The sequence below is a fragment of the Shinella zoogloeoides genome (genome assembly GCF_033705735.1).
Lineage (GTDB): Bacteria > Pseudomonadota > Alphaproteobacteria > Rhizobiales > Rhizobiaceae > Shinella > Shinella zoogloeoides_A.
This window is the reverse complement of record NZ_CP131131.1, coordinates 1,444,557-1,468,877: the sequence shown is the minus strand read 5'-3', so window position 1 is coordinate 1,468,877 and position 24,321 is coordinate 1,444,557. Positions and strand designations below refer to the sequence as shown.

Sequence of the window (24,321 nt, the reverse complement as noted above, 5' to 3'; positions counted from 1 at the left end):
CAATTCTGTTGCTGGCCAAACCCACGGTCCCACTTGCGCTGATCTCGATCATGTCCGTTCCGCCTGCAGCGCGCCGGCCAACTGGCTCGGATGGACGATGCCGGCCATCTTGCCGTCACGACCCCAGACCGGGACGGGCTGGTAGAGCGCCATGCAGGAGGCGAGCGCGTCATCGATGGTCATGTCCTCCTCGATCTTCGGATCGTCGGGCATCTTTGGCAGCGTCTCGGGCATGTTCATCATGGCGCTGACATGCGAGTAGCGGCCCTTCGGCACGTCGCGCGTGAACTCGCGGACATAGTCGTCGGCCGGATTGACGATGATCTCGTCCGGCGTGCCGATCTGGACCACCACGCCATCGCGCATGATGGCGATGCGGTCGGCGAGCTTCAGCGCTTCCGTGATGTCGTGCGTGATGAAGACGGAGGTCTTCTGGAGACCCGCCTGAAGCTTCAGGAATTCGTCCTGAAGCTGCCGACGGATGAGCGGGTCGAGGGCGGAATAGGGTTCATCCAGGAAGAGCAGGTCGGGATTGACGGCGAGCGCCCGGGCGATGCCGACGCGCTGGCGCTGGCCGCCCGAAAGCTCGCGCGGAAAGGCGTCCTCGCGGCCGGCAAGGCCGACAAGCTCCAGCATCTCCAGCGCGCGCTTGCGCCGGTCCGGCCGGTTGAGGCCCTGCATCTTCAGCGGAAAGCCGACATTCTCCGCCACGGTCATGTGCGGAAAGAGGCCGAAATGCTGGAAGACCATGCCGAGCTTGTTCCGCCTGAGCTCGATCAGCCGCTGCTTGCCGGCCGTCAGGATGTCCTCTCCATGGATGAGGATCGAGCCGGCGGTTCCCTCGGCAAGGCGGGAGATCGTGCGGATCAGCGTGGACTTGCCCGAACCGGACAAGCCCATGATGACGAAGACCTCGCCTTCGCGGACGTCGAAGGTGACGTCCTGCACGGCGGGCACGAGACCGCGTTCGCGCAGCAATGTGGCTGCTGCCCGCGCGTCGTTCCCGGTTTCCGCAAGCGCCCGTTTCAGTTGCTGGCGCGCATCCGCGCCATAGACCTGCCAGACTCCCTTGCAGGAGATGGCGGCGTGGGGTGAGGGCTGGGACATGGACGCCTCCTCACTTCGTCGCGGCGTCGACGATCGGCTTCCATGTGTCGGTATTGGCGCTCAGCCACTCGGCCGTGACGGCTTCGGTCGGCTTGCCGTCCACATCGACCGCGCCCATCAGCGGCTGCTGCTGCTCGGTGGTGAGGGTGAAGTTCTTGATGATCTCGTAGGCGGCCGGCCACTTGTCCTTCAAGCCCGGCCAGGCGGCCTTGAAGACGCGCGTCGGGATGAAGTCGCAGTCGCCGGTCACGTCCTTGTTCGGACCGTAGGCCGGATCGTCGTAGCATTCCTGCGTGCCCTTCGGCAGTTCGACGAATTTCAGGTCGAAGGCTGCGATTGCCCAGTGCGGCTGCCAGAACACGGCGATGAGCGGCGTCTTGCGCTCGACCGAGGCGCGGAACTCGGCGACCAGCGCGCCTTCCGAGCCGGCGGGAAGCGCCTTGAAGGGGAGGCCGAGCGTCTTGATGCGGTCGGCGCCGGGCGTGCCCCATTCGCCGGGATAATCGACGAGGCGTCCGTTCGGCAGGGTTTCGGCGGTGGCGAAGGCGGCCGCGCAATCCTTCAGCGCCTCCCAGGCCGGCAGGCCGGGACAAAGCTCGGCGACATGCGGCGGATAGACGAAGCCTTCGCGCGCGACGAGGCCGAGCTCGCCGAGATCCTCGACCTTGCCCGCCTTGTTGAGCTGGCGATACTGGTCGGTGACGTTGGAGCCCCACACTTCCATCGCGGCATCGAGCTGGCCCTCGGAAACGGCCTGCCACATGTTCTGGTATCCGGCGGTCACATATTCGACCTTGTAGCCTGCCGTTTCCAGCATGTGGCCGGCGATGCGGGTGGTGATCTGCTGGCCCGTCCATTCGTTGATGGCGAGCTTGATCGGCTCGTCCTTGGCGCCGAGTTCGGCAGCATGGAGCACGGTTGCGGACAGTGCCGCGAGGCAGGTCGAGATGCCGAGCTTGTAGATATTTCGCATTGTCACTCTCCCGGTTTTTTAGTTCCCGATGAAAGTGTTGCACAAAGCGAAGGCGTGTTTTAACTAATTACGCCATCGATTTTACATATTTGGACGGCCTGCCGATGGACCAACCTGCGATCCAGATCCACATCCTCGTCACGCCGAATTTCAATCTGGCAGCGACGACGGCTTTCATCGATCCGTTCCGCGCCGCGAACTATCTCGAAGGCGTCACCCGCTTCCGCTGGATGCTGGCGTCCGCGCCGGGCGGTCCCTGCCAGGCGAGCAACGGTCTCGTGGTGGAAACGCACAAGCTCGCCAATATCCAGAACGACCCGTCCGACATCGTCGTGATGTCGGCGAGCTGGACGCCGGAGACCGGCAAGACGCCCCAGCTTCTCGCGGCGCTCCGGAAATGGGCCCGCGCGGGCAGCATCGTCGGCGCGCTCGATACCGGCGCTTTCATCGTAGCCGATGCCGGGCTATTGCGCGGCCATCGGGCGACCGTGCATTACGAGCATATCGACGCGTTCAAGGAACTGCACGGCGATGTCGATGTCTCCGAGGATATCTTCGTCCGCGACGAGAAGCGTTTCACCTGTTCGGGCGGCATCGCCTCTTCGGATATCGCGCTGCACATCATCCGGGCGATATCCGGCGATGCGCTCGCCAATGCCTCGGCCCGCTACATCTTCCATCCGTCCCTGCGCCCGGCGGGAACGTCGCAGAACCCGGCGAGCTCGGAGCCGCTCGGCACGCATGTGCCCAACACGATCCGGCAGGCGATCATCGTCATGGAGCAGCATCTCGAAAATGCGCTCTCGATCCCGGAGATCGCGGACGAGGTGGAAATATCCCATCGCCAGCTCAACCGGCTGTTCATGCGCTATGTCGGGAAATCGCCGGCCATCTACTATCGCGATATCCGGCTGGATCGCGCCCGCGGCCTCGTCACCCAGACGGACATGCCCATGTCGGAGATCGCGATCGCGTCGGGATTTGCGAGCCAGGTGCATTTCAGCCGCGCCTACCGGGAGCGTTTCGGCCTGTCGCCGCGTACCGACCGGGTCGACGGCCGCATTCCCTTCGAGTTCCGCGCATGGCCCATGCACCGCAAATCCGGCAGCAATTGATGGCGGCGAAAAAAGCTAAATCGATGGCGTACCGCGCATAGAAAGGGGCTCTGGTTGGCGGGAAGCTAGGTCATCGTGAAGGGCAACAGCACGTTGCCTTGGACCTGGGAGACGCCGCCATGACATTGCTTCCGTCGAAGGACGAGTTCGCCGCCATCCAGAAGGGCTATTCGCCGAATGCCTCGCGTTCGCTGTCGTTGAACGCCGCCGCCTATACCGATCCGCGCTGGTACTCGGTCGATCTGCAGGAGATCATCGCCAGGACGTGGCAGTGGGTCTGTCATGTCGAGAAGGTTCGTGAGCCCGGCTCCTACGTGACCGTCGAGATCGCTGGCCAGCCGATCGCCGTGGTACGCGACCGTGAAGGCGTGCTGCGGGCCTTCTACAATGTGTGCAAGCACCGCGCCCATGCGCTTCTCGAGGGCGAGGGCCAGTCCACCCGCATCATGTGTCCGTATCATGCCTGGGTCTATCGCCTGGACGGCCAGCTCGTGCGCGCCCCGCATACGGAGACGCTGGAGGAGTTCGACACCAAGGACATCTGTCTCGACCAGGTGCAGGTCGAAGAGTTCTGCGGCTTCATCTATGTCAATCTCGATCCGAATGCGTCGTCGCTGAAGTCGCAGACCGGCGATCTCGAAACCGAGATCCGCCACTGGGCGCCCGATATCGACAAGCTCACCTTCGCGCGGCGCCTGACCTATGACATCAAGTCGAACTGGAAGAACGTCGTCGACAACTTCCTCGAATGCTACCACTGCCCGACGGCGCACAAGGATTTCTGCACGCTCGTCGACATGGACACCTACAAGGTGACGACGCACGGCATCTATTCCAGCCATATGGCGGATGCCGGCAAGAATGCCAACAGCGCCTATGACGTCTCGAACGCCACCGTCACCACCCATGCCGTCTGGTGGCTGTGGCCGAATACCTGCATCATGCGCTACCCCGGCCGTTCCTCGATGATCATCCTCAACATCATCCCGGCCGGCCCCAACCGCACGCTCGAGACCTACGACTTCTTCTTGGAAGACACCGAACCGAACGAGATGGAACTCCAGACCATCAAGTATCTCGACGAGGTGCTGCAGGTCGAGGACATCAAGATCGTCGAGAGCGTCCAGAAGGGCATGAGCACGCCCGCCTTCACGCAGGGCCGCATCGTCAACGATCCCGATGGATCGGGCCAGTCCGAACATGCCGTGCATCACTTCCACGGCCTCGTCCTCGACGCCTATGCGAAAACCGCGGCGTAAGCCGGACGACGATGGAGGACATGACGATGGGTGGACGTCTTGAAGGAAAGGTTGCGTTCGTGACGGGCGGGCGCGGCGGCATAGGCCGGGCGATATGCGCCCGGTTCGTCCGGGAGGGTGCGACGGTCTACGCCGCGGACCTTTCCGATGCCGGCAGCATGGGCGCGGCGCTCGCCAATAACGGCAGTTTCGTCCGGCTCGACGTGACGTCCGAGGAGGAGGCCATCGCTGCGATGGCGGAAGTGGAGCGGACGTCCGGCAAGCTCGATATCCTCGTCAACGCGGCCGGGATCGAGCTTGAGAAGACGATCGAGCACACGACCCTCGAAGAGTGGAACCGCAGCTTCGCCGTCAATGTGACGGGCACCTTCCTCGCCTCTAAGCACGCCCTTCGCCTGCTGCGCAAGGCCGCGGCCGGCGGAACCACCGCGTCGATCATCAATTTCGGCAGCTATGACGGTTTCATCGCCGATCCGGGCCTTGCGGCCTACTGCGCCACCAAGGGCGCCGTGCATGCGCTGACCCGCGCCATGGCCGTCGACCACGGGCCGGAGGGCATCCGCGTCAACGCGATCTGCCCCGGCTATGTCGATACGCCCATGCTGCAAGGCTTCTTCTCCGGCGCCGGCTCGGGCGGCGGGGGAGGGACGATCGACAGCCTCAAGGAGGCGGTCCGCAACGTCCACCCGATCCGCAACTACGGCACGCCCGACGATATCGCCAATCTCGTGAACTGGCTGGCGAGCGACGAGGCCCGCTACGCGACCGGACAACTATGGGTGCTGGACGGCGGTCTTTCCGCTCAGGTCCAGCAAATGAGGCTCTGACATGTCGAAATCCGTCATCATCACCTGCGCGCCGACCGGCGGCATCCACACGCCCACCATGTCCGAATATCTGCCGATCACGCCGGCCGAGATCGCGACGGCCAGCATCGAGGCGGCGGAAGCCGGGGCATCGATCATCCATCTCCATGCCCGCGACCCCGAGACCGGCAAGCCCGATCCGCGCCCGGAAACCTTCCAGAAGTTCCTGCCCGTCATCAAGCAGTCCACGGACGCGGTGATCAACATCTCTACCGGCGGCGGCCTCGGGATGACGATGGACCAGCGCCTTCTCGCCGCCACCTCGGCCAGCCCGGAAATGGCGAGCCTCAACATGGGGTCGATGAATTTCGGCATCTTCCCGCTGCTCGGCAAGTACAAGGAATGGAAGCACGACTGGGAGCCGAAATTCCTGGAGATGACGCGGGACTTCATCTTCCCGAACACCTTCGCGACCATCGAATATGCGCTGAAGAATCTCGGCGAAGCGCACGGCACGAAGTTCGAGTTCGAATGCTACGACCTGAGCCATCTCTATAACATCAAGTGGTTCATCGATCAGGGCCTGATCAAGCCGCCCTTCTTCGTGCAGATGGTGTTCGGCATCCTCGGCGGCGTCGGGGCGGACCTCGAAAACCTCGTCCACATGCACAAGATCGCCGACCGGCTCTTCGGTCCGGAAAACTACGAATGGTCCGTACTGGCGGCCGGCCGCCACCAGATGCCGTTCGCGACGCAGAGCGCATTGCTCGGCGGCAACCTGCGTGTCGGTCTCGAGGACAGCCTGTTCATCGGCAAGGGCGAGCTTGCGACCTCCAATGCCCAGCAGGTCCGCCGTATCCGTGAGATCGTCGAAAGGCTCGGCCTGACCGTTGCGACGCCCGCCGAAGCGCGCGAGCGGCTCGGCCTCAAGGGCGGCGACAAGGTGGGGTTCTGATGCAGACGAACCTCTTCATCGACGGCGCCTTTGTCCCCGGCGGCGGCGAGGCGCTTCCCGTTCTCGATCCCGCGACGGGCAGCGAGATTGTCGCCGTCAACGAGGCGACGCCCGGGCAGGTGGATGCCGCGGTGGCCGCCGCATCCGCCGCCTTCGACAGGTTTTCCCGCACGACGCCTTCCGAGCGCGCCAGCCTTCTTCTGAAGATGGCCGACACTCTCGAACGGAACAGCCTTGAACTGGCCGAAATCGAAAGCCTCGACGTCGGCAAGCCGTGGCCGTCAGCCCATGATGACGAGATGCCGCTGACCATCGACACGTTTCGCTTCTTCGCCGGCGCCGCCCGGACGATGACGGGGCCGGTCGCCGGAGAATATGTCTCCGGCCATACCAGCATGATCCGCCGCGAGGCTGTCGGCCCCGTGGCCGCCATCACCCCCTGGAACTATCCGCTGATGATGGCGGCCTGGAAGATCGCCGCGGCCATCGCCGCCGGCTGTACCATCGTCCTCAAGCCTTCGGAAATCACCCCGCTCTCCACGCTGAAGGTGGCGGAACTCTTTGCCGACATCCTTCCAAAGGGGGTCTTCAACGTCGTGCATGGCCGCGGTGCGACCATCGGCGACAGGCTGATGAACGCGCCGCAGATCGAGGCGATCGCCGTGACCGGGTCGCCCGCGACCGGCATGGCGGCAATGCGGGCGGCCTCGCAGCAGATCCGCCACGTCCATCTGGAACTCGGCGGCAAGGCGCCGGTCATCGTGTTCGACGATGCGGATGTGGATGCGGTCGCCCGGACGATCCGCTATGGCAGCTTCTTCAACGCCGGCCAGGATTGCGCCCAGCCGTGCCGGATCATGGTGCAGGACGGCGTCTACGACGCGTTCGTGGCCGCAACCGCGCGCGAGGTCGGGGAGATCCGCATCGGCGCGCAGAAGGCCGAGGGCACCCAGATGGGGCCGGTGGTCTCGGCGGTCCAGGTGGATCGCGTCGCCGGCTTCGTCGAGCGCGCCCGCCGGAGCTGCGAGGTCGTCGTCGGCGGCGAGCGCGGCGAGGGTCAGGGCTTCTTCTACAAGCCGACCGTGATCGCCAATGTCGACAACGATGCGGAGATCGCCACGAACGAGGTCTTCGGTCCGGTCGTTACGATCTCGCGTTTCTCGGATGCCGACGAGGCGCTCTCCATCGCCAATGCCGGCCGCTACGGCCTTGCCTCGTCCGTCTGGACCCGCGATGTCGGTCGGGCGATGGATGTGACGAGCCGCCTTCGCTACGGCTTCACCTGGGTGAACACCCATGGCGTCGCCACGCCGGAAATGCCCTGGTCCGCGATGAAAGGTTCGGGCACGGGCTGCGACATGTCCATTCATGCGCTGGATGCCTATACGTCGGTCCGCCACGTCATGGTCTCTCACGGGTAGCGGGGCAGGGAAATGACAGAAGCAAACAAGATCGCGATCGTCACGGGCGGAGGCCGGGGCATCGGCCGCGCCATCGTCGAGCGCCTGCGGCGGGACGGGGCGACCGTCGTCACCTGCGGGCGCGGCGAGCGCCCGGCGGATCTTCCGGCGGATATCATCTGGGTGACAGGTGATGTCTCCCGCCCGGAAGATGCAAGTCGCATCGCTGCCACGGCCGCGCAGCACGGCGATATTACCGTGCTCGTGAACAATGCCGGCATCCAGATCGAAAAGACGGTGCCCGAGACGACCGATGCCGAGTGGGACCAACTCGTCGGCGTCAATTGTCGGGGCGTCTTCAACATGTGCCGCGCGGTCATCCCGCTGATGGCGGAAGGCGGCGGGGATATCGTCAATCTCGGCTCGATCTCCGGCATGGTCGCCGATCCGTCCATGGCGATCTACAATGCCTCGAAGGGCTTCGTTCACAGCCTCACGCGGTCCATTGCCGTCGATCATGGCCCCAAGGTGCGGTGCAATGCCGTCAGCCCCGGCTGGATCATGACGGAGATGGCGGAAAGCGGTTTCGCCTTGGCAAGCGACCCGGAAAAGGCGCGCGCGGATTCCATCGCCCGCCATCCGGCCCGCCGCTTCGGCAAGCCGGAGGATGTCGCCAATGTCGTCGCCTGGCTGGTTTCCACCGAAAGCGCCTTCGTCACCGGCCACTGCATCACCATCGACGGCGGGCTGACCGCCGCATCACCCCTTCAACCAGGATTATTCTGATGACCGAATTCAAGCAAACCGCAGTACTGGGCGCCGGTGTGATCGGTGCGAGCTGGACGGCGCTTTTCCTCGCCTCCGGCCGCGATGTCGCGGTCTACGATAATTCGCCGACCGTCGAGAAGACCGTCCGGGACTATGTCGCCCGCGCCTGGCCGACCCTTGAAGGCCTCGGCCTCGTCAAGGGCGGCAGCCAGGATCGTGTCCGCTTCTGCAAGTCGGCCGCCGAGGCCGTCGAGGGCGCCGCCTTCGTCCAGGAGAACGTGCCCGAGCGCATCGAAATCAAGCACGCTCTCTACCGGGAAATCGAAGCTTCGCTCGGTGCCGACGCCGTGGTCGCGACCTCCGCCTCCGGCCTCACGCTCAGCGAGATGCAGGAGGGCTGGAAGGAGCCCGGCCGCTTTGTCCTCGGCCATCCCTTCAATCCGCCGCACCTCATCCCGCTGGTCGAGATCATGGGTAACGAGCGGACGGCGGAGGGTGTCGTCGAGGCGGCGGAGCGCTTCTACGGGGCGGTGGGCAAGGTCACCATCCGCGTCAACCGCGAGGTGCCCGGCCATGTGGCGAACCGCCTTCAGGCGGCTGTCTGGCGCGAGGCTATCCATCTCGTCAAATCCGGCGTCGCCAGCGTCGAGGATGTCGACAAGGCGATGTGGGCAGGGCCGGGCCTGCGCTGGGCGGCCATGGGGCCGACCATGCTCTTCCATCTCGGCGCCGGGGAGGGCGGCCTTGCCGCCTTCTGCGAGCGCTACACCGACAGCTTCAATCGCTGGTGGGACGATCTCGGCGTCCTTCATCTCGACCCCGCGATCGCCGAGACGCTGGTCGCCGGCGTCACCGAGGAAGCCAATGGCCAGACGCCGGCGGATCTCTCCGCCCGCCGCGACGCCTTGATCGCCAGCATCCAGAAGGCGATGGCGCCGCTTCGCGCGAATTGAAACGGAAAGAGGTGCCCCATGCGTGACGAGCCGATCGATCCTTGCGCCCGCATCGTGGTGATCGGGGCGGGGCAGGCGGGCTTTACCGCCTGCGCCAAGCTGCGCGACCTGGGGCATCAGGGGCCGATCACCCTGATCGGCGAGGAAGCGCATCCGCCTTACCAGCGGCCGCCCTTGTCGAAGGGCTACCTCCTTGGCGAGATCACCGAGGATCGCCTCTATTTCCGCCCGCCGAGCTTCTATGAGGAACGGTCCATCGACCTCCGGCTCTCGTCAATGGCCTCGGCCATCGACCGCGACCGGAAAGTCGTTGCGCTCGCCGATGGCGCCACCGTCCCCTACGACCGCCTCATCCTGACCACCGGTGCGCGCCCGAGGACCTTGCCGGCGCAGATCGGGGGCGATCTCGATGGCGTCTTCTGCGTCCGCAATCTCGCCGACATCAACGCCATGGCGGAGCATTTCCGTCAGGACCAGCGTGTGCTTATCGTCGGGGGCGGTTACATCGGTCTCGAAGCGGCGGCCGTCTCCGCCAAGCTGGGCTTGAAGGTGACGGTGATCGAAGCTGCACCGCGCATCCTCCAGCGCGTCGCGTGTCCGGAAACCGCAGCCTATTTTCGAGACCTGCACGACCGGAAAGGCGTCACGCTGCTGGAGGGCGCGGCGCTCGAGACGCTGCAGGGCGAGGAGGGGCATGTCCGCTCCGCACGGCTTGCCGACGGCTCGGTCATCCCGGTCGATTTCGTCATTGCCGGCGTGGGCGTGGTCCCGAATGTCGAACTGGCCCAAGCCGCTGGCCTTTCCATCGACAACGGCATTGCCGTGGACGAGAACTGCCGGACCTCCGACCCGCAGATCTACGCGGCCGGCGATTGCGCTTCGTTTCCCTGGCGGTCCGGCCGGATTCGTCTGGAAAGTGTCGGCAACGCCATCGAGCAGGCGGAGGCCGTGGCGTGGTCCCTGACGGGAGCGCCCAGCCGGTATGATGCAAAGCCGTGGTTCTGGTCCGACCAGTATGAGGTGAAGCTGCAGATCGCCGGGCTTTCGGCTGGCTACGATACCGTGACGACGCGCCCCGGCGCGGCAGGCGGCGTGTCCTATTGGTATTACCGCGGCGAAGAGCTGCTTGCGGTCGACGCGATGAACGACCCGCGGGTCTACATGGTCGCCAAGAGGTTGATCGAAGCCGGCAGGTCGCCTTCCGCCGTTATCGTCGGCGATCCCGCGACCGACCTCAAGGCTTTGCTTCAATAGTCCCGTGGCCTGCGGCCACTCACGTCAGTAGTCGGCAACCAATCTTCGAGTGTTTCCATGCCCAGAATATCGATCGTCGCAAAGGATGGCACCGTATTCGAAATCCAGGCCGAGTCCCGAACGAGTGTCATGGAGAACGCCGTGCGCAACTCCGTGCCGGGCATCGAGGCCGAATGCGGTGGGGCATGCGCCTGCGCGACCTGTCACGTCTATGTCGATGACGCCTGGCAGGAAAAGGTCGGTCCGCCCGGCCCTATGGAGGCGGACATGCTCGACTTTGCCTATGACGTCCGCCCGAACTCGCGGCTCTCCTGCCAGATCAGGATCGCCGACGCGCTCGACGGTTTGGTCGTCCACGTGCCGGAGCGCCAGTCCTGACGATGGCGCCGCCGGAGCGGCCTGCCGCGCGAGACCCAAGATGACAAAGATTTAAGCTGTGCCGCCGCCGGTCCTATGGCAAAAAGGACGACTAGGGATTGCCGGTAGCCGCCCATGAAGATCATTCTCGCAGAAGACGACAGCAAGACCTCCGATTTCCTGCGCAAGGGGCTGTCACAGGCAGGATATTCCGTTGAATGCTACGCGGACGGTCGCGACGCCCTGAGCCATTGTCTCTATAACGAGGTCGATCTCGTCGTCATGGACCGCATGATGCCCGGCATGGACGGCATGGCGGTGCTGAAGGCGTTGCGTGCGGCCGGCAAGACGATGCCGGTCCTGTTCCTGACCTCCATGTCCGATGTCGGCGACAAGGTGGAGGGCCTGATGTCCGGCGCGGATGACTACCTCACCAAGCCGTTCCACTTTTCGGAACTTCTCGCGCGCATCGTGGTCCTTGCCCGCCGTCCGACGGCGGCGAAGGGGGCGGCGCTTGTGCTGACGGTTCATGATCTCGAGCTCGACCTTCTCTCGCGCACGGCACGGCGCGGCGATACGAGCATTGACCTGCAGCCGAAGGAGTTTGCTCTTCTGGAGGCGCTCATGCGCAATGCCGGCCGCATGATCACCAAGACCATGCTGCTCGAGAAGGTCTGGGATTTCAGCTTCGACCCGCAGACCTCCGTGGTAGAGACGCATATGAGCAGGTTGCGCGCCAAGATCGACAAGCCCTTCGCGGTCGCCCTGATCCACACGATGCGCAATGTCGGCTATTGCATCCATGCGCCGCGGTAACATCCTCTCGGGCGGCGCCTTCACGGCCGCCTTGCTCTCGCTTGGCGCCTTCATGGCCGTGCTGCTGGCGCTCGGTGCTATCCTCTATATCGTGCTCAGCGGCGCCATGGAGCGCGATGTGGACAACCAGCTCTTGGAGGAGGAGCAGCTCTTCCTGCAGATATATGACCGATACGGCCAGCAGGCGCTTGTCGACGCCATTGGCCAGATGGAGACGCCCGCGGTGGCCGGTCGCCGGGTGGCTGGACTGTTCGATGCAGACGGGCGGCGGCTCGCCGGCAATCTCGATACCCTGCCCCTTTCCGAAGGCTGGATGACGCTTGAATTCAACCAGCTCCTGCCGCGCCCGAACGGGCTCTATCGTCTTCATGCCAGCAGTACCACTCCGCTTGACGGGGCGGCGACACTCGTCGTCGGGTACAATATCCGGGTACTGCAACGGACGGAATGGCAACTGCTCTATTCGCTGCTGCTCGCCGGTGCCGCAGTGACGATTGCATCGATAGCGGCGGGCTATGCGGTAAGCCGACGGATGTTCGGCAAGCTGGAGGCGATGTCGGAGACGCTTGAAGCCGTGTCGCGCGGGGATATGGCGGTACGTATCCCCGTGTCGTCCTTGAATGACCAGATCGACAGGATCGCGCAGCGCATCAACGCGCATATCGATCGGCTTGCGGTGTTGTCCGACATTACCAGGAACACGGTCAACACGATCGCCCACGACCTGCGCTCGCCGCTCGGCCGGATCTCCCTGGAGGTGCAGCAGGCCATGGTCGAGACGACCGGCGATGCCCGGCTGCAGGAGAGAATGGAGAGCGTCCTTGCGGAACTGGAGGGCGTCACGGGCGCGTTCGATGCGATCATGCGCATTTCCCGCATTCGGGCTTCGGCGGGTGAGGCGGACTTTTCGGTGGTGTTCGTCGCGGAGCTGCTGGCCGAGATGCAGGAGACCTTCACGCCGCTGCTGGAGGACATGGGGCAAAGGCTGGTCTGCGATGCCGACCTTTTCCGGGGGCTTGCCGTTTTCGGCGATGCCCCCATGCTGCGGCAGGCTCTCGCCAATCTCGTCCAGAATGCCGGCCGGCATTGTCCGCCGGGCACCACCGTCACCCTGGATGCGGCGGAGGACGGGGAGGGGGCGGTGGTGCTGCGGGTCTGCGACGACGGGCCGGGCATTCCCGCCGACCGGCGCAGCGACGTGCTCCTGCCCTTCCACCGGGTCGAAGGCGGCCAGCCCGCGCCGGGATCCGGGCTCGGGCTTGCACTCGTCAGCGCTGTCGCCGTCCGGCATGACGCGTCACTCGCCCTGTCGGACAATGGCCCCGGCCTTGCGGTTTCGATCCGGTTTCCGCCCCGGGCGAAAATCAATATTCTGTAAGCTTCGCGCCAGCCCCGCGCGAACATGCGGGTCTATTCTGCCTCATGCCGGCGCCGCCCGGAAAGCGGCCGGAGAAAGAGTGCACCATGCCCCTTCATCTCCATACCGCAATCACCGCGCTTTCGATCGTCCTTCTCAGCGTGGATGCGCTCGCGCCTGCCCATGCCGCCCCGGTTCGAGCCTCTGCCAGGGACAGTGCCGGCCTGATCCGGCCCATCGATGAAGCCTACCGGGCCGTGCGGGAAATCCGCGAAGCGCGTCAGGCAATCTTCGATGGCGCGCCCGACAAGGCGATAGCCCTCGTCAGCGAAGCGAAGACCGACATGCAGGTCGTGCAGCGCCACGCGACGGATCTCGCCGTGCCGGTTGGAAAGCGGGCGCAAGAAGGAGACGCCTACATCCCCCTCGATGTTCTGCTCGTATTGTCGAAAGGCTTCAAGCCGACGGACGAGACGCGGGCGTCGGTCGATAAGGCCAATGTGTATATTGCAAAAGGTGAATACAGACTGGCGATCACGGTTCTGAAAGCTGCCGATATCGGCATTACGGTCTCGGCGACGCTTGTCCCGGCAAATGCCAGCCTGCGGTCTGTCGAGGCCGCTGCGCGGCTGCTCGATGTGCGGAAGTATTACGAGGCTAGCCAGGCGCTGAAAGCCGTGGAAGATTCCGTCGTCGTCGAGGCCTATGACACCGACGGGATTCCGGTCCGCCAACAATAGGCCGGGCACAATCAAGATCGCATGGCAACGGCTGGGAACGGAATTCCCGGCCGTTGGCGTTCGCGGGCGGGACTTGGGGCGGCGGAAACTTACACAGATGTAAAGTTCGCGCAGAGCTCATGCAAATTCGGCGCCGCATGATCTCCTCACGGTCACGATGAAGATTCATACCGGATCTGGAGACCGCATGGAGATCACTATGAACCGCTTTGCATCCGCAGTTGGCATTTCGCTCATCGCTCTCTCGTCCCTGGCCGGCGTCGCTCGTGCTGAAATGTGGCCCGGCGCGGATATCCAGCAGTCGCATCTCGACAGCGCCGTCAAGGCGCTGAAGGGAAAGAACTTCACCGTCGTTGACATCAGCACCCTCGACAACGGCGACCCGATGGCCAATCCGGACAGCTACGCAGCCAATACCAAGTCGCTGCAGAAGGCTATCGCCGGCAACAAGGCGCTCACGGAAGCGCTGAAGGCGCAGGATGTCGAGTTGCGCAACGTGGTTGCCGTCGATGAAGCGGCCGATGGCGGCTTTACGTTCTACGTCCGTTAGACGGCGACTAACCCTGCACGTTAGGACATCGAAGGGGAGGCGGCCCGCCTCCCCTTCCGCTGCTGCGCGGTCCCGCGATCAGCGCCGATACATCGACCGCTCAGTTGTCCATCTCAGAGCAGGCAGATGTCATCATGGAGCATTGTCACCTTCAATCAACTCTCCCGGCAGGCAAGCGCGTTGGACATGATCCGGCATGGCGCGCCTGCGGCTGAATTGCCGGTGTCATTACCTGACATGTCTTTTAAAAATCAGTGAGCCCTCTCGTCTCTGCCTTTGGCCTTATTCATGAAGCGCGGGCTCGTATCCTTTCACAGGCCGGGTGAAACAGGTCGCGCCGGTCTCGGTTCGTCGCCGGACAGCGTATCCTCGCCAGCATGCGCGAGCGAACGGATGCCGATATCGGATCGACAGTTCGCGTCTCCTTCCGAAGGGCGGCGTGGCATGTCTTCGATATGAGCGGGATGCGGCTCGGATAGGGTGCGTTCCCCATCCTTTGCGATGCCGCGTCCGGTCAGGCGCCTTCGCGCTTCGTCCGCTCGGCGCTGGCCTTCGCCCTTTCGAGATGGCCTTTCATCAGATCGGCCGCGCGCGCGCGGTCACCCTCCTGGAGCGCGGTGATGATGCGCAGGTGCTCCTGGCACCACTCACGCACGCGCCGCCCATTGGTGTAGCTGGCGAATTCCAGCAGGCGGCGAAGGCGGTTCTGGTGCTGGATGGACTGGAGCAGGAACGTGTTGCCGGAACATTCCGCGATGGTCTCGTGGAAGCTGGCATCGAGCTCGAAGAGCTGGCGCGCCGGCAGGCTGTTGAAATCCGGCCGGGCGAGGAGGTTCAAATGCTCCAGGCGGATATGTTCGAGCGCGGCCGGATGGGCCCGGAAACTCTCCATCAATATGCCTGACGGCTCGATGACGCAGCGGAATTCATAGCTGGCGTCCAGCGCGAACTTGTTGTCGAGGGTCGGCTGGAAGGTCCAGTTGCGCCCCGGGCCGCGCGTGATCAGTCCGTCGGCCATCAGGGACGAGAGCGTCTTCTGCAGGACGTTGCGCTCGACGCCGTAGCGGCGGGAGATTTCCGCCTGCCCCACCGTTTCCCCAAGCTGGTGCGTCAGCCTGTCCTCGACGATGCGGGCATAGAGATCCTGTTGCGGCGAACTGGGGACCTCCACTTCCGTCCGGCCGAGCGCCTCGGCGCCGATCTTCATGAAGAAGCCCTTGTTCTTGCGGGCTTCCACCACGCCTCTTTCCGCCAGTAGCATCAATGCCGCGCGGATCGGCGTGCGGGAGACCTGCAGCACGTCGGCAAGCTGCTGCTCGCGCAGGTGATAATCCACCTGAAAACGCGAGGCGCGCGCCAATTCGACGATGCGATTTGCCAGGAGGTAGCGGTTTTGACGGGGATTTTTGTCCATAGCCCGAAAGAAAATTGTACTGTTATTTGCCTATCATACAGGCAGCTTGTGCGTTTTTCAAACTTCTCGTTGCGGCTTCTGCACGATTTTGCACCGTAAAATAGGTGCGGAACCGCGGATATTCAGGAAATTGCGTTTCGCAAACACGTCTTGTCGGCAAATTTCGCGAGTGCTCTCCATCGCAATATGGGTTGACGGGGTGTCGGTCAAATTGTACAAGTTGATAAATTAAAAACAATAAGGCTCCATCAAGGGGCACGGTCTGCAAATTCGAATTCTGCAAACACGAATGGGGAACTCCGCATGAACCGTCTTCTTCGCATTCTTCTTCTCGCAGCAGCGCCGCTTGCCGTTTGCGGCGCTGCTGCCGCCGCCCAGTCCCTCGACGGCGTCAAGCTCGTCGAAGCGGGCAAGCTGACCTATGGCGTGGCGGCCAGCTTCGCACCGTTCGAATATGTCAGCGAGGGCAAGCTCACTGGCTTCGATATCGATTTCCTTCAGGCGCTCGCCGAAAAGCTCAAGGTTGAGCCGGCGGCGATGAACATGGAGTTCAAGGGCCTCATCCCGGCGCTTCAGGGCGGGCGCATCGATATCATCAACTCCGCCATGTACATCAATCCGACCCGCGCCGAGCAGGTCGATTTCGTGCCCTATCTCGAGATCGGCAACAACGTCATGGTCCAGACCGGCAATCCCAAGGGGATCACCGGGCGGGACGACACGATCTGCGGCAAGACCGTCGCCGTGACGCTCGGCGGCATTTCGGAAAGCCAGGCGCGCGCCGACAACGAGCGCTGCCAGGCCAAGGGCCTCGGCGAGGTGAAGGTGCTGACGCTGCCCACCGCGCAGGACAGCGCGCTTTCCCTGAGCCAGGGCCGGGCCGACGCCAACTACGAGAGCACGCCGGGCGCGGTGATGGCGCTGGAGAAGATGCCGGGCGTCTTCGAGATCGCCGGCGAGCCCTTCGAGATGGATACCCAGATCGGCATCGCGACGCCGAAGGGCGCGACCGAGCTGCAGGCCGCGCTTGCGGCGGCCATCAAGGCCATGGCCGAGGACGGCTCCTATGACAAGCTGATCGCCAAGTGGAAGCTGCCGCCGTCGGTTTCGCTGTTCGACTGAGCCTCGCCGACCGGAGGCGCCGGGCGCCTCCGGTCCCCTCGCGCCGATACTCCATGCGGTCTCCGCTCCGCTTTAAAAACAGGGAAAGCTGACTGATGTCACTTGATCTGGTCTTCCAGTATCTACTCTCGCCCACCTTCTTCCACGGTGCGGCCATGACCCTGCTGATCACGGTCAGCTCTCTCGTCTTCGGCCTGCTGGCCGGCTTTGTGCTCGCGCTCGTCAATCAGGTGAAGTTCCTGCCTGTCCGGCTGATCGCGGTGTTCTATCTCTGGCTGTTCCGCGGCACGCCGGTCCTCTTCCAGATCATCTTCATCTACAATGTCCTGCCGACCTTCGGCATCCGCCTGACCGCGTTCGCTTCCGGTGTCATCGCGCTGTCGCTCAACGAAGGCGCCTACATGGCCGAGATCATCCGTTCGGGCCTTCAGGCGATCAAGAGCGGGCAGCGCACGGCAGGAATGGCGCTCGGCATGACCAAGCTGATGGTGATGCGCTATGTCGTCCTGCCCCAGGCCGCGCGCATCATGCTGCCGCCGATCGGCAACCAGACCATCGGCATGCTCAAGACATCGGCCCTCGTCTCGGTCATCGCCGTGGAGGAGCTGCTGCTGGTGGCCAACCAGACCGCATCGGCAACTTTCCGCTACTTCGAGGCGCTGAGCGCGGCCGGCATCTACTATCTCGCACTGACGACCATCTTCATGGCCGGCCAGTACTGGATGGAACGCTCGCTCGAACCCAAGCGCAGCCGCGCGCCGAAGCGCTCCGTCCTTTCCATCCTGCTGCAGCCTGCTGCCGAGAATAATTGAGGCCATCCGATGACCGGTTCCGCTTTCCTCGAAGTCAATGGCGTCAACAAGTATTTCGGCTCCCTGCATGTCCTGAAGGACTGCTCCTTTTCCGTGACCAAGGGCCAGACCGTGGTCCTGATCGGCCCCTCAGGCTCGGGCAAGTCCACGCTGCTGCGCTGCCTCAACCTTCTGGAGCCGCCGAGCGCGGGATCGATCGCCTTCGAGGGCCGGGAGATCACCGGCGACCTGCGCAACGCCCACAAGCTGCGCGCGCAGATCGGCATGGTGTTCCAGAATTTCGAGCTGTTCCAGCATCTCAACGCGGTCGAGAACATCATGCTGGCACCGATGAAGGTGCTCGGCTATTCGCGTCTCGACGCCCATGACCTGGCGGTCGACCTCCTGCACAAGGTCCACATTCCCGACCGTGCCGATCACCTGCCGGACGAGTTGTCGGGCGGCCAGCAGCAGCGCGTGGCCATCGCCCGCGCGCTGGCGATGAAACCCAAGCTGATGCTCTATGACGAGCCCACCTCGGCGCTCGATCCGGAAATGATCCGCGAGGTGCTCGACGTCATGACCGAGCTTTCCGCCGATGGGATGACCTCGGTCTGCGTCACGCACGAAATGGGCTTCGCGCGCCGTGCGGCCGACCGGATCATCTTCATGGAGCGGGGCTCGATCATCGAGAACGCCACGAGCGAGGTGTTCTTCAGCGGTGAGGCCAGCGACCGCGCCAAGCAGTTCCTCAACCAGATCCTGCACTGAACTTCGTGCCTTTTCAGGGAAGTCCGATATGAACATCCGCCCCGATGCCGCTCGCATGAAGCGCGAGCTGGGTGAACTCGTCGCCATCAACTCCGAAAACCCGCCGGGCGGGGAGGGCGCGGTGGCGCAGTGGGCCCGCGAACGGCTCGCATCGCTCGGCTTCGAGGTGAAGCTGATCGAATATGCCCCCGCGCGCTTCAATGTCGAGGCGCGACTGGTCAACGGGCCGGGCCCCGTCTTCGCGTTCAACACCCATATGGATACGGTGCCGGCGGGCAACGGCTGGACCTCCGATGCCTTCACCCTCACCGAGCGGGACGGCCGGCTTTACGGCCGGGGAAGCTGCGATTGCAAGGGGCCGCTGGCCGCCATGATCGAGGCGGCGCGCATGCTGGTCGCCGAGCGGCAGGCATGGTCCGGCACGCTGATGGTGGTCTTCACCGGCGACGAGGAGGTGGCGAGCGCCGGCGCACGCCACTATGCGGCATCGCGGCCGGAGATCGATGCCGTCGTGGTCGGGGAGCCGACCGGCAATGCGTGCTTTTCGGCGCACAAGGGGTCTTTCCGGCCCGTCGTGCGGATAACGGGCAAGGCGGCGCATTCCGGCAGCCCGCATCTCGGCGACAACGCCATCTTCCGCGCCGGCCAGCTCATGCCGCTGCTGGCCGCGTTCCATGACGATGTCCTGGCGCAGCGCAGCCATCCGCTCGTCGGCAATCCGAGCCTGACGGTGACGCGCATCAAGGGCGGGCATGCCGATAATGTCATCCCGGCCGAATGCGAGCTGCTGCTCGACCGCCGCCTGATCCCCGGCGAGACGGATGCGAGCGCCGAGGCGGAAATCCGCGCGCTGCTGGCGGAGGCGGAAAGGACGCACGGCATCCGCGCCGAAATCGTCGGCTATCACGCGACCACGGGCGGGGCGACCGACACGCCGGAAACCGCGCCCGTCGTGCAGGCCGCCGTCGCCGCCTGCCGGGCGGCGGGCGTTGCCGAAGCCGGCCCGTTCGGCTTCCAGGGGGCATGCGACCTCGTGCATTTCATCGAGGCGGGCGCGGAGGGCGTGGTGATCGGCGCCGGCGACATTCGCGTTGCCCATCGTCCCGATGAATTCGTGCCGGCGGACGAGTTCGTCGCGAGCGCTGCGATCTATGCCGACATCGCGCGGCGCATCCTGGCGGCGTGACGATGCGGATCCATCTCTACCGCTCTCTGCTGACCTATGCGGGCCTGACGGTGCACACCGCCAGTTCCGGGCCCGTGCCCGGTCTCGACACGCTTTACCTTGAGCTCGATGACGGGCGGCATCGCGGGATCGGCGAGGTGCGCATCAACTGCACCTATCTGAACGGCTACGAGCCGGAGGATCTGCTGCGGCGCACCCGCGCGGCGATCGGCGGCTTCGATTGGCAGGCACCGCCGGATGCGGTTCGTGCCGCCGTCGCCGCAAGCCCGTTGCCGGCGCCGGTGCGCATGCTGTTCGACATCGCGCTCTGGGACCTCGATGCCCGGCGCGCTGGCCTGCCGCTCGCGCATCTTCTCGCCGGCGAGGCACGGACGCTTTCGCATGCCACGAACCAGACGCTCTTTTTGTCCACCGACGAGGCGTTCGATCGCCAGGTGGCGCTTTACCTGTCACGCGGTTTTCGCGACCTGAAGCTGCGGGTCGGCCAGGATGTCGAGGCCGATTGCGCTCGCCATGCGCGCATCCGCGCCGCCCATGGCGAAACGGTCAAGCTTGCCGCCGACGCGAACGGCGCTTGGACGGCGGCGGAAGCGCCGGAGCGGCTTGCGGCGCTTTCGCGCTTCGGGCTCGCCTATGTCGAGCAGCCGATCGCGGCCGGGGACTGGGATTCGATGACGCGGCTTGCCGCCGGTGCGCCGATGCCGGTGATGCTGGACGAGAGCCTTGCCTCCGGCGCCGACGTCGAGACGCTGGTGGCGCGCGCGCCGTCGGCGGCCGGCCGGCTTCAGGGGCACCTCAAGCTGATCAAGCTCGGCGGGCTGACACCCGCGCTTGCGGCCGCGCGGTCCCTGGCCGCGGCGGGCATTCCCTTCATGATCGGCCAGATGAACGAGGGCGGGGTCGCCACGGCGGCCGCGCTTCACCTCGCTGTGGCGACGCGGCCCCTCCATGCCGAGCTCTACGGCGCGGACGGGCTGGTCAACGATCCGGCCGACGGCCTGACCTATGCGGACGGCAAGGTCGCTGTCCGCCATGAGCCCGGCCTCGGGCTGAATTTCCGGGCGCCTTCCGCGCCCCTATCCCTGGGAGAATGAGATGGATAGCGCAGGTGTCGTGCTGGGCCAGGAGTCGGCCTTTCCAAGAGACGAATACGAGAAGAGGCAGGCGCGTGCGCGGGCCGGCCTTGCAGAGGCCGGGCTCGATGCCCTGGTCATCACGGGACCGGAGAACATCTTCTATCTGACGGGGCAGCAGACGCCGGGCTATTATACCTTCCAGGCGCTGGTGCTGCCGGCCGAGGGCGATCCGGTCTTCGTCATCCGCCAGCTCGAATATTTCAACTTCATCGCCAACACGTTCATCTCCGACGCCGAGGTCTACCAGGACAGCGAGGATCCGATCGGCTTCCTGATGAAGGTGATCACGCGCAAGGGCCTTTCCGGCAAGCGCGTCGCCATCGACAAGCGCGGCTGGTTCCTGCCGATCGCCGTCTACGAGACCCTCCAGTCGGCCCTCGGCACGGTTCACGACGGCGCCGGCATCGTCGAGGCGCTGCGCGCCGTCAAGTCGCCGCTCGAAGTGGAGAAGCTGGAAAAGGCGGCGTCCTATGTGGATGCGGGCATGCGGGCCGGCCTTGCCGCCGTCCGGGCGGGCGCCTCCGACAACGACCTGGTCGCGGCCATGATGGAGGCCGCCATCCGGGCGGGCTCGGAATATATGGGCATGGAACCGCTCGTCTCGACCGGCCGGCGCACGGGCGTGCCGCACGGGACATGGCGGCGCACGGCCCTTTCGGCGAACGATCCCGCCTTCCTCGAAATGGCTGCGGTGCACGACCGCTACCACGCCGCGCTGATGCGCTCGGCCTGGGTCGGTCCGGTGCCGCAGGAGGCCGAGGACATGATGAAGGTCTGCCAGGACGCGCTCGCCGCCGCGCTGGACGAGATCAGGCCCGGCGTTGCCTGCGAGGTGCCGCACATCGCCTGCCAGAAGGTCATCGATGCCGCCGGCTACACGGACAATTTCCGCAAGCGCCTCGGCTATTCGGTCGGCATTTCGTTCGCGCCGGACTGGGGCGAGGGGGCGATCCTTTCGCTGAATGCCGGCGTCAAGACCGCGCTCCAGCCGGGCATGACATTCCACCTGCCGCCCGCCCTCCGCATCTACGGACGTTTCACCGTAGGGGTCTCGGAAACCATCGTCGTCACGGAAACGGGCTGGCACCAGCTCGGCACTGTGCCGCGCGCTCTCACCCGCATCGACGCGTAACCAATTGCAAGGAGAATACGAATGAAGGACCGTCAGGAGGCGCAGGCGCGCCTGAAAGGCATCTTCAACATCACCATGACGCCTTTCACCAGGGAGGGTGCGCTCGACAAGGCGGGGCTCGCCCGCAACGTCGAGCGCGTCATCGCCCTCGGCTATGACGGCGTGCTCATCGGCGGCACCTATGGCGAATTTCCCACCATGACCGTGGCGGAGCGCGCCGAGGTCTTCACGCATGTCATGGACGTGATCGGCGATCGCATTCCGGCAATGCTCTGCTCGGCCGGCTCCGACCCGCGCGACGTCTACGAGCTGACGAAGCTTGCCGGCGATCTCGGCGGCGTGCCGATGGTGACGGCGCCCTACGTTTCGGAGATCACCGACGACCAGATCGTCGACTTCTTCCGCGACGTGGCGCCGCTCTCCAAGACGGGGATCATCATCTACAACGCGCCGGGCATCGGCATCACGCTTTCGCCGGCCCTGATCAGCCGCCTGGCCGATATCGACGGCATGGTCGGCCTGAAGCAGGGCGACCTCAACCCGACGGCGATCGACCGCATCGCGAACGACCTGCGCGGCCGCGTGCGCACCTTCTGCGCCTCGGACCTCGCCTTCCTCGGCCCCGTCATGGCCGGTTTCGACGGCTTTTCGACGACGAATAGCGGCGCGCTGCCGGAACTGATCCTCGCGACCTACCGCGCGCTGGAAGCCGGCGACGCATCGACGGCCCGCGACCTGCACGCGCTCTGGTACGACTATCGCGCGCTCGCCCGCGCGCATGGCCAGCCGCAGCTTGTGAAGGCGGCGATGAACCTGCGCGGCTTCGACGGCGGGTCCGTTCGCCTGCCGCTGCGCGATATCCCGGCCGCCGTCCAGCCGAAGCTGCGTGCCGTCATGGAAGGGCTCGCCGCGGATTCGCGCACGGGCCTCAAGCTCGCCGCCTGAGATCGCGTTTCGACGAAAAGCCCCCGCCGCGGTCGCGGCGGGGGCTTTCGCATGCCAGTGGTCAGGCAAGCCTGCCGAGGGCTGCGGCCACGCGCGACAGCGCTTCGGCGAGCCTTCCGTCATCGATGGCATAGGCGATGCGCAGGTGCCCGGGCATGCCGAATGCCGAGCCGTGCACCATGCCGACATGAGCCTCCTCCAGAAGATAGCCGGCGACATCGAGGTCCGAAGCCAGGACGGTGCCTGCCGGTGTCCGCCTGCCGAAGAGGCCGGTGCAGTCGGCGAAGACGTAGAAGGCGCCCGGCGTGGGCAGCGCGGAGAGGCCGGTTATCGCCGCGATGGCGGAGAGCACCTGTTCACGGCGCGCCAGCAGCGTCCGTTTCCAGCCGTCCAGGAAGGAGAGGTCTCCGTCGAGCGCGGCGATGGTCGCGGCCTGCGAGATGGTCGAGGGATTGGACGTGCTCTGCGATTGCAGCACGTCCATGGCGCGGATCAGCCATTCCGGCCCGCCGGCATAGCCGAGCCGCCATCCCGTCATCGAATAGCCCTTCGAGACGCCGTTGATCGTCAGCACGCGCCCGGCCAGCCGCGGCATCGCGGCCGCAGGCGCCACGAAGCTGCCATCGTGGACGATATGCTCGTAGATGTCGTCCGCCATGACGAGGGCGTCATGTCCTGCGAGCACCTCTTCCAGCGCCGAGAGTTCGGAGCGGCCATAGACCGCGCCCGTCGGATTGTTCGGCGAGTTCAGGATGACCCAGCGGGTGCGCGGGGTCAGCGCGGCCGCCAGTGCCTCGGGCGTCAGCTTCCAGCCGTCCCGCGCGTGGCACGGCACGATGACGGGCTTTGCACCTGCCAGCCGGATCATGTCCGGATAGCTCACCCAATAGGGCGCGGGCACGATCACCTCGTCGCCTTCGCCGAGGGTCGCCAGGAAGGCATTGAAGATCAGTTGCTTGGCGCCCGTCCCGGCAATGATCTCGGAGGGGGCGTAGCGAAGCCCGTTTTCCCGTTCGAACTTGCGCGCGATGGCCGCCTTGAGCGCGGCGGTGCCGGAGACGGCCGTGTATTTGGTGTCTCCGTCGCGAATGGCCTGGATGCCGGCCTCGCAGACATGGCGAGGGGTCGCGAAGTCCAGTTCCCCTTCGCCCAGGTTGATGACGTCGGCGCCACGGGCGGCCAGCGCCCGCAGCTTGTTCGATATTTCCGCGGTCGGCGACGCGCCGACGACGGCCATGCGGGGCGAGAGTCTGGAATTCATGGATGCTACCTCCGTTACGATCCCTGCATTGTCTATAATGATAAAAAAAATACAATATTTGGATTGAAACTTTTCCGATAAGGAGGATAAGTATGGGAAAAATAGCGCAGTAAGATTGTACGTTTCCATTCAACAAGTGCATGTGGTGGATTC

Annotated in this window: 24 protein-coding genes; 20 read left to right on the top strand and 4 right to left on the bottom strand. The window is 64.8% G+C overall.

Translation table 11 applies throughout. The features are described from left to right. Positions 1–48: 48 nt before the first annotated feature. Together ShzoTeo12_RS24490 and ShzoTeo12_RS24485 are read right to left on the bottom strand one after the other, a co-directional pair. Positions 49–1,107 (bottom strand): betaine/proline/choline family ABC transporter ATP-binding protein, encoded by a 1,059-nt coding sequence (locus ShzoTeo12_RS24490; RefSeq protein WP_318912848.1) that lies wholly within the window; start codon positions 1,105–1,107, stop codon positions 49–51. A 10-nt stretch (positions 1,108–1,117) separates the two neighbouring features. Continuing rightward, entirely contained in the window at positions 1,118–2,080 is a 963-nt protein-coding gene (locus ShzoTeo12_RS24485) for an ABC transporter substrate-binding protein (RefSeq protein ID WP_205536158.1), read from the bottom strand. Positions 2,081–2,184: 104 nt separating this feature from the next. Between ShzoTeo12_RS24485 and ShzoTeo12_RS24480 the strand changes: the two genes are divergently transcribed. The 13 genes from ShzoTeo12_RS24480 to ShzoTeo12_RS24420 all read left to right on the top strand — a co-directional run bounded on the left by ShzoTeo12_RS24480 (position 2,185) and on the right by ShzoTeo12_RS24420 (position 14,410). Further along, the gene (locus tag ShzoTeo12_RS24480; RefSeq protein WP_119255065.1) at positions 2,185–3,195 is read left to right on the top strand and encodes a GlxA family transcriptional regulator; all 1,011 of its coding nucleotides are present in this window, start codon (positions 2,185–2,187) and stop codon (positions 3,193–3,195) included. Positions 3,196–3,314: 119 nt separating this feature from the next. Continuing rightward, the gene (locus tag ShzoTeo12_RS24475; RefSeq protein ID WP_119255064.1) at positions 3,315–4,454 is read left to right on the top strand and encodes an aromatic ring-hydroxylating oxygenase subunit alpha; all 1,140 of its coding nucleotides are present in this window, start codon (positions 3,315–3,317) and stop codon (positions 4,452–4,454) included. Between the two features lie 26 nt (positions 4,455–4,480). Continuing rightward, entirely contained in the window at positions 4,481–5,281 is an 801-nt protein-coding gene (locus ShzoTeo12_RS24470; protein ID WP_318912847.1) for an SDR family NAD(P)-dependent oxidoreductase, read from the top strand. 1 nt (position 5,282) lies between these two features. After that, positions 5,283–6,215 (top strand): 3-keto-5-aminohexanoate cleavage protein, encoded by a 933-nt coding sequence (locus tag ShzoTeo12_RS24465; RefSeq protein WP_119255063.1) that lies wholly within the window; start codon positions 5,283–5,285, stop codon positions 6,213–6,215. Continuing rightward, positions 6,215–7,636 (top strand): aminobutyraldehyde dehydrogenase, encoded by a 1,422-nt coding sequence (locus ShzoTeo12_RS24460; protein ID WP_318912846.1) that lies wholly within the window; start codon positions 6,215–6,217, stop codon positions 7,634–7,636. Before ShzoTeo12_RS24465 ends, ShzoTeo12_RS24460 begins: the two co-directional genes overlap by 1 nt. 12 nt (positions 7,637–7,648) lie before the next feature. Further along, positions 7,649–8,401, top strand: a complete 753-nt coding sequence (locus ShzoTeo12_RS24455; RefSeq protein ID WP_318912845.1) for an SDR family oxidoreductase — start codon at positions 7,649–7,651, stop codon at positions 8,399–8,401. Further along, positions 8,401–9,336 (top strand): 3-hydroxyacyl-CoA dehydrogenase NAD-binding domain-containing protein, encoded by a 936-nt coding sequence (locus ShzoTeo12_RS24450; protein WP_318912844.1) that lies wholly within the window; start codon positions 8,401–8,403, stop codon positions 9,334–9,336. Before ShzoTeo12_RS24455 ends, ShzoTeo12_RS24450 begins: the two co-directional genes overlap by 1 nt. 18 nt (positions 9,337–9,354) lie before the next feature. After that, positions 9,355–10,590, top strand: a complete 1,236-nt coding sequence (locus ShzoTeo12_RS24445) for an NAD(P)/FAD-dependent oxidoreductase (protein WP_318912843.1) — start codon at positions 9,355–9,357, stop codon at positions 10,588–10,590. A gap of 57 nt (positions 10,591–10,647) precedes the next feature. Then, on the top strand, positions 10,648–10,968 hold the full coding sequence (locus ShzoTeo12_RS24440) for a 2Fe-2S iron-sulfur cluster-binding protein (RefSeq protein ID WP_119255058.1): 321 nt from the start codon (positions 10,648–10,650) through the stop codon (positions 10,966–10,968). A gap of 114 nt (positions 10,969–11,082) precedes the next feature. Further along, on the top strand, positions 11,083–11,763 hold the full coding sequence (locus tag ShzoTeo12_RS24435) for a response regulator transcription factor (RefSeq protein WP_318912842.1): 681 nt from the start codon (positions 11,083–11,085) through the stop codon (positions 11,761–11,763). Between the two features lie 52 nt (positions 11,764–11,815). Next, on the top strand, positions 11,816–13,141 hold the full coding sequence (locus ShzoTeo12_RS24430; protein WP_318912841.1) for a HAMP domain-containing sensor histidine kinase: 1,326 nt from the start codon (positions 11,816–11,818) through the stop codon (positions 13,139–13,141). Between the two features lie 86 nt (positions 13,142–13,227). After that, a complete protein-coding gene (locus tag ShzoTeo12_RS24425) occupies positions 13,228–13,860 on the top strand; it encodes a YfdX family protein (protein ID WP_318912840.1) in 633 nt (210 codons plus the stop codon). Positions 13,861–14,047: 187 nt separating this feature from the next. After that, positions 14,048–14,410, top strand: a complete 363-nt coding sequence (locus ShzoTeo12_RS24420) for a hypothetical protein (protein WP_318912839.1) — start codon at positions 14,048–14,050, stop codon at positions 14,408–14,410. A 514-nt stretch (positions 14,411–14,924) separates the two neighbouring features. Here the strand turns inward: ShzoTeo12_RS24420 and ShzoTeo12_RS24415 are convergent. Next, complete coding sequence (locus ShzoTeo12_RS24415; protein WP_119255053.1) at positions 14,925–15,824, bottom strand: GntR family transcriptional regulator; 900 nt, start codon at positions 15,822–15,824, stop codon at positions 14,925–14,927. A 303-nt stretch (positions 15,825–16,127) separates the two neighbouring features. Between ShzoTeo12_RS24415 and ShzoTeo12_RS24410 the strand changes: the two genes are divergently transcribed. From ShzoTeo12_RS24410 to ShzoTeo12_RS24380, 7 genes are all read left to right on the top strand, one after another. After that, positions 16,128–16,946, top strand: a complete 819-nt coding sequence (locus ShzoTeo12_RS24410) for an ABC transporter substrate-binding protein (RefSeq protein ID WP_119255052.1) — start codon at positions 16,128–16,130, stop codon at positions 16,944–16,946. Between the two features lie 95 nt (positions 16,947–17,041). Next, the gene (locus ShzoTeo12_RS24405) at positions 17,042–17,758 is read left to right on the top strand and encodes an amino acid ABC transporter permease (RefSeq protein ID WP_119255051.1); all 717 of its coding nucleotides are present in this window, start codon (positions 17,042–17,044) and stop codon (positions 17,756–17,758) included. Positions 17,759–17,767: 9 nt separating this feature from the next. Further along, entirely contained in the window at positions 17,768–18,508 is a 741-nt protein-coding gene (locus ShzoTeo12_RS24400; protein WP_318912838.1) for an amino acid ABC transporter ATP-binding protein, read from the top strand. Positions 18,509–18,536: 28 nt separating this feature from the next. Further along, positions 18,537–19,694 (top strand): M20 family metallopeptidase, encoded by a 1,158-nt coding sequence (locus tag ShzoTeo12_RS24395; protein ID WP_318912837.1) that lies wholly within the window; start codon positions 18,537–18,539, stop codon positions 19,692–19,694. A gap of 2 nt (positions 19,695–19,696) precedes the next feature. Then, complete coding sequence (locus ShzoTeo12_RS24390; protein ID WP_318912836.1) at positions 19,697–20,788, top strand: mandelate racemase/muconate lactonizing enzyme family protein; 1,092 nt, start codon at positions 19,697–19,699, stop codon at positions 20,786–20,788. A gap of 1 nt (position 20,789) precedes the next feature. Then, complete coding sequence (locus ShzoTeo12_RS24385) at positions 20,790–21,962, top strand: Xaa-Pro peptidase family protein (protein WP_318912835.1); 1,173 nt, start codon at positions 20,790–20,792, stop codon at positions 21,960–21,962. Positions 21,963–21,983: 21 nt separating this feature from the next. Beyond that, positions 21,984–22,907 (top strand): dihydrodipicolinate synthase family protein, encoded by a 924-nt coding sequence (locus ShzoTeo12_RS24380; protein WP_318912834.1) that lies wholly within the window; start codon positions 21,984–21,986, stop codon positions 22,905–22,907. Between the two features lie 61 nt (positions 22,908–22,968). Here ShzoTeo12_RS24380 and ShzoTeo12_RS24375 read toward each other — a convergent pair whose 3' ends face one another. Then, complete coding sequence (locus ShzoTeo12_RS24375; RefSeq protein WP_318912833.1) at positions 22,969–24,168, bottom strand: pyridoxal phosphate-dependent aminotransferase; 1,200 nt, start codon at positions 24,166–24,168, stop codon at positions 22,969–22,971. Positions 24,169–24,321 lie beyond the last annotated feature (153 nt).

Bases quoted from the DNA above. Each gene is read 5' to 3' on its own strand.
- ShzoTeo12_RS24425 (WP_318912840.1), top strand. From the start codon at position 13,228: ATGCCCCTTCATCTCCATACCGCAATCACCGCGCTTTCGATCGTCCTT.
- ShzoTeo12_RS24405 (WP_119255051.1), top strand. From the start codon at position 17,042: ATGTCACTTGATCTGGTCTTCCAGTATCTACTCTCGCCCACCTTCTTC.
- ShzoTeo12_RS24400 (WP_318912838.1), top strand. From the start codon at position 17,768: ATGACCGGTTCCGCTTTCCTCGAAGTCAATGGCGTCAACAAGTATTTC.
- ShzoTeo12_RS24465 (WP_119255063.1), top strand. From the start codon at position 5,283: ATGTCGAAATCCGTCATCATCACCTGCGCGCCGACCGGCGGCATCCAC.
- ShzoTeo12_RS24375 (WP_318912833.1), bottom strand. From the start codon at position 24,168: ATGAATTCCAGACTCTCGCCCCGCATGGCCGTCGTCGGCGCGTCGCCG.
- ShzoTeo12_RS24385 (WP_318912835.1), top strand. From the start codon at position 20,790: ATGGATAGCGCAGGTGTCGTGCTGGGCCAGGAGTCGGCCTTTCCAAGA.
- ShzoTeo12_RS24390 (WP_318912836.1), top strand. From the start codon at position 19,697: ATGCGGATCCATCTCTACCGCTCTCTGCTGACCTATGCGGGCCTGACG.
- ShzoTeo12_RS24395 (WP_318912837.1), top strand. From the start codon at position 18,537: ATGAACATCCGCCCCGATGCCGCTCGCATGAAGCGCGAGCTGGGTGAA.
- ShzoTeo12_RS24490 (WP_318912848.1), bottom strand. From the start codon at position 1,107: ATGTCCCAGCCCTCACCCCACGCCGCCATCTCCTGCAAGGGAGTCTGG.
- ShzoTeo12_RS24420 (WP_318912839.1), top strand. From the start codon at position 14,048: ATGGAGATCACTATGAACCGCTTTGCATCCGCAGTTGGCATTTCGCTC.
- ShzoTeo12_RS24380 (WP_318912834.1), top strand. From the start codon at position 21,984: ATGAAGGACCGTCAGGAGGCGCAGGCGCGCCTGAAAGGCATCTTCAAC.
- ShzoTeo12_RS24410 (WP_119255052.1), top strand. From the start codon at position 16,128: ATGAACCGTCTTCTTCGCATTCTTCTTCTCGCAGCAGCGCCGCTTGCC.
- ShzoTeo12_RS24415 (WP_119255053.1), bottom strand. From the start codon at position 15,824: ATGGACAAAAATCCCCGTCAAAACCGCTACCTCCTGGCAAATCGCATC.
- ShzoTeo12_RS24470 (WP_318912847.1), top strand. From the start codon at position 4,481: ATGGGTGGACGTCTTGAAGGAAAGGTTGCGTTCGTGACGGGCGGGCGC.
- ShzoTeo12_RS24435 (WP_318912842.1), top strand. From the start codon at position 11,083: ATGAAGATCATTCTCGCAGAAGACGACAGCAAGACCTCCGATTTCCTG.
- ShzoTeo12_RS24460 (WP_318912846.1), top strand. From the start codon at position 6,215: ATGCAGACGAACCTCTTCATCGACGGCGCCTTTGTCCCCGGCGGCGGC.
- ShzoTeo12_RS24475 (WP_119255064.1), top strand. From the start codon at position 3,315: ATGACATTGCTTCCGTCGAAGGACGAGTTCGCCGCCATCCAGAAGGGC.
- ShzoTeo12_RS24445 (WP_318912843.1), top strand. From the start codon at position 9,355: ATGCGTGACGAGCCGATCGATCCTTGCGCCCGCATCGTGGTGATCGGG.
- ShzoTeo12_RS24450 (WP_318912844.1), top strand. From the start codon at position 8,401: ATGACCGAATTCAAGCAAACCGCAGTACTGGGCGCCGGTGTGATCGGT.
- ShzoTeo12_RS24440 (WP_119255058.1), top strand. From the start codon at position 10,648: ATGCCCAGAATATCGATCGTCGCAAAGGATGGCACCGTATTCGAAATC.
- ShzoTeo12_RS24430 (WP_318912841.1), top strand. From the start codon at position 11,816: ATGGCCGTGCTGCTGGCGCTCGGTGCTATCCTCTATATCGTGCTCAGC.
- ShzoTeo12_RS24485 (WP_205536158.1), bottom strand. From the start codon at position 2,080: ATGCGAAATATCTACAAGCTCGGCATCTCGACCTGCCTCGCGGCACTG.
- ShzoTeo12_RS24455 (WP_318912845.1), top strand. From the start codon at position 7,649: ATGACAGAAGCAAACAAGATCGCGATCGTCACGGGCGGAGGCCGGGGC.
- ShzoTeo12_RS24480 (WP_119255065.1), top strand. From the start codon at position 2,185: ATGGACCAACCTGCGATCCAGATCCACATCCTCGTCACGCCGAATTTC.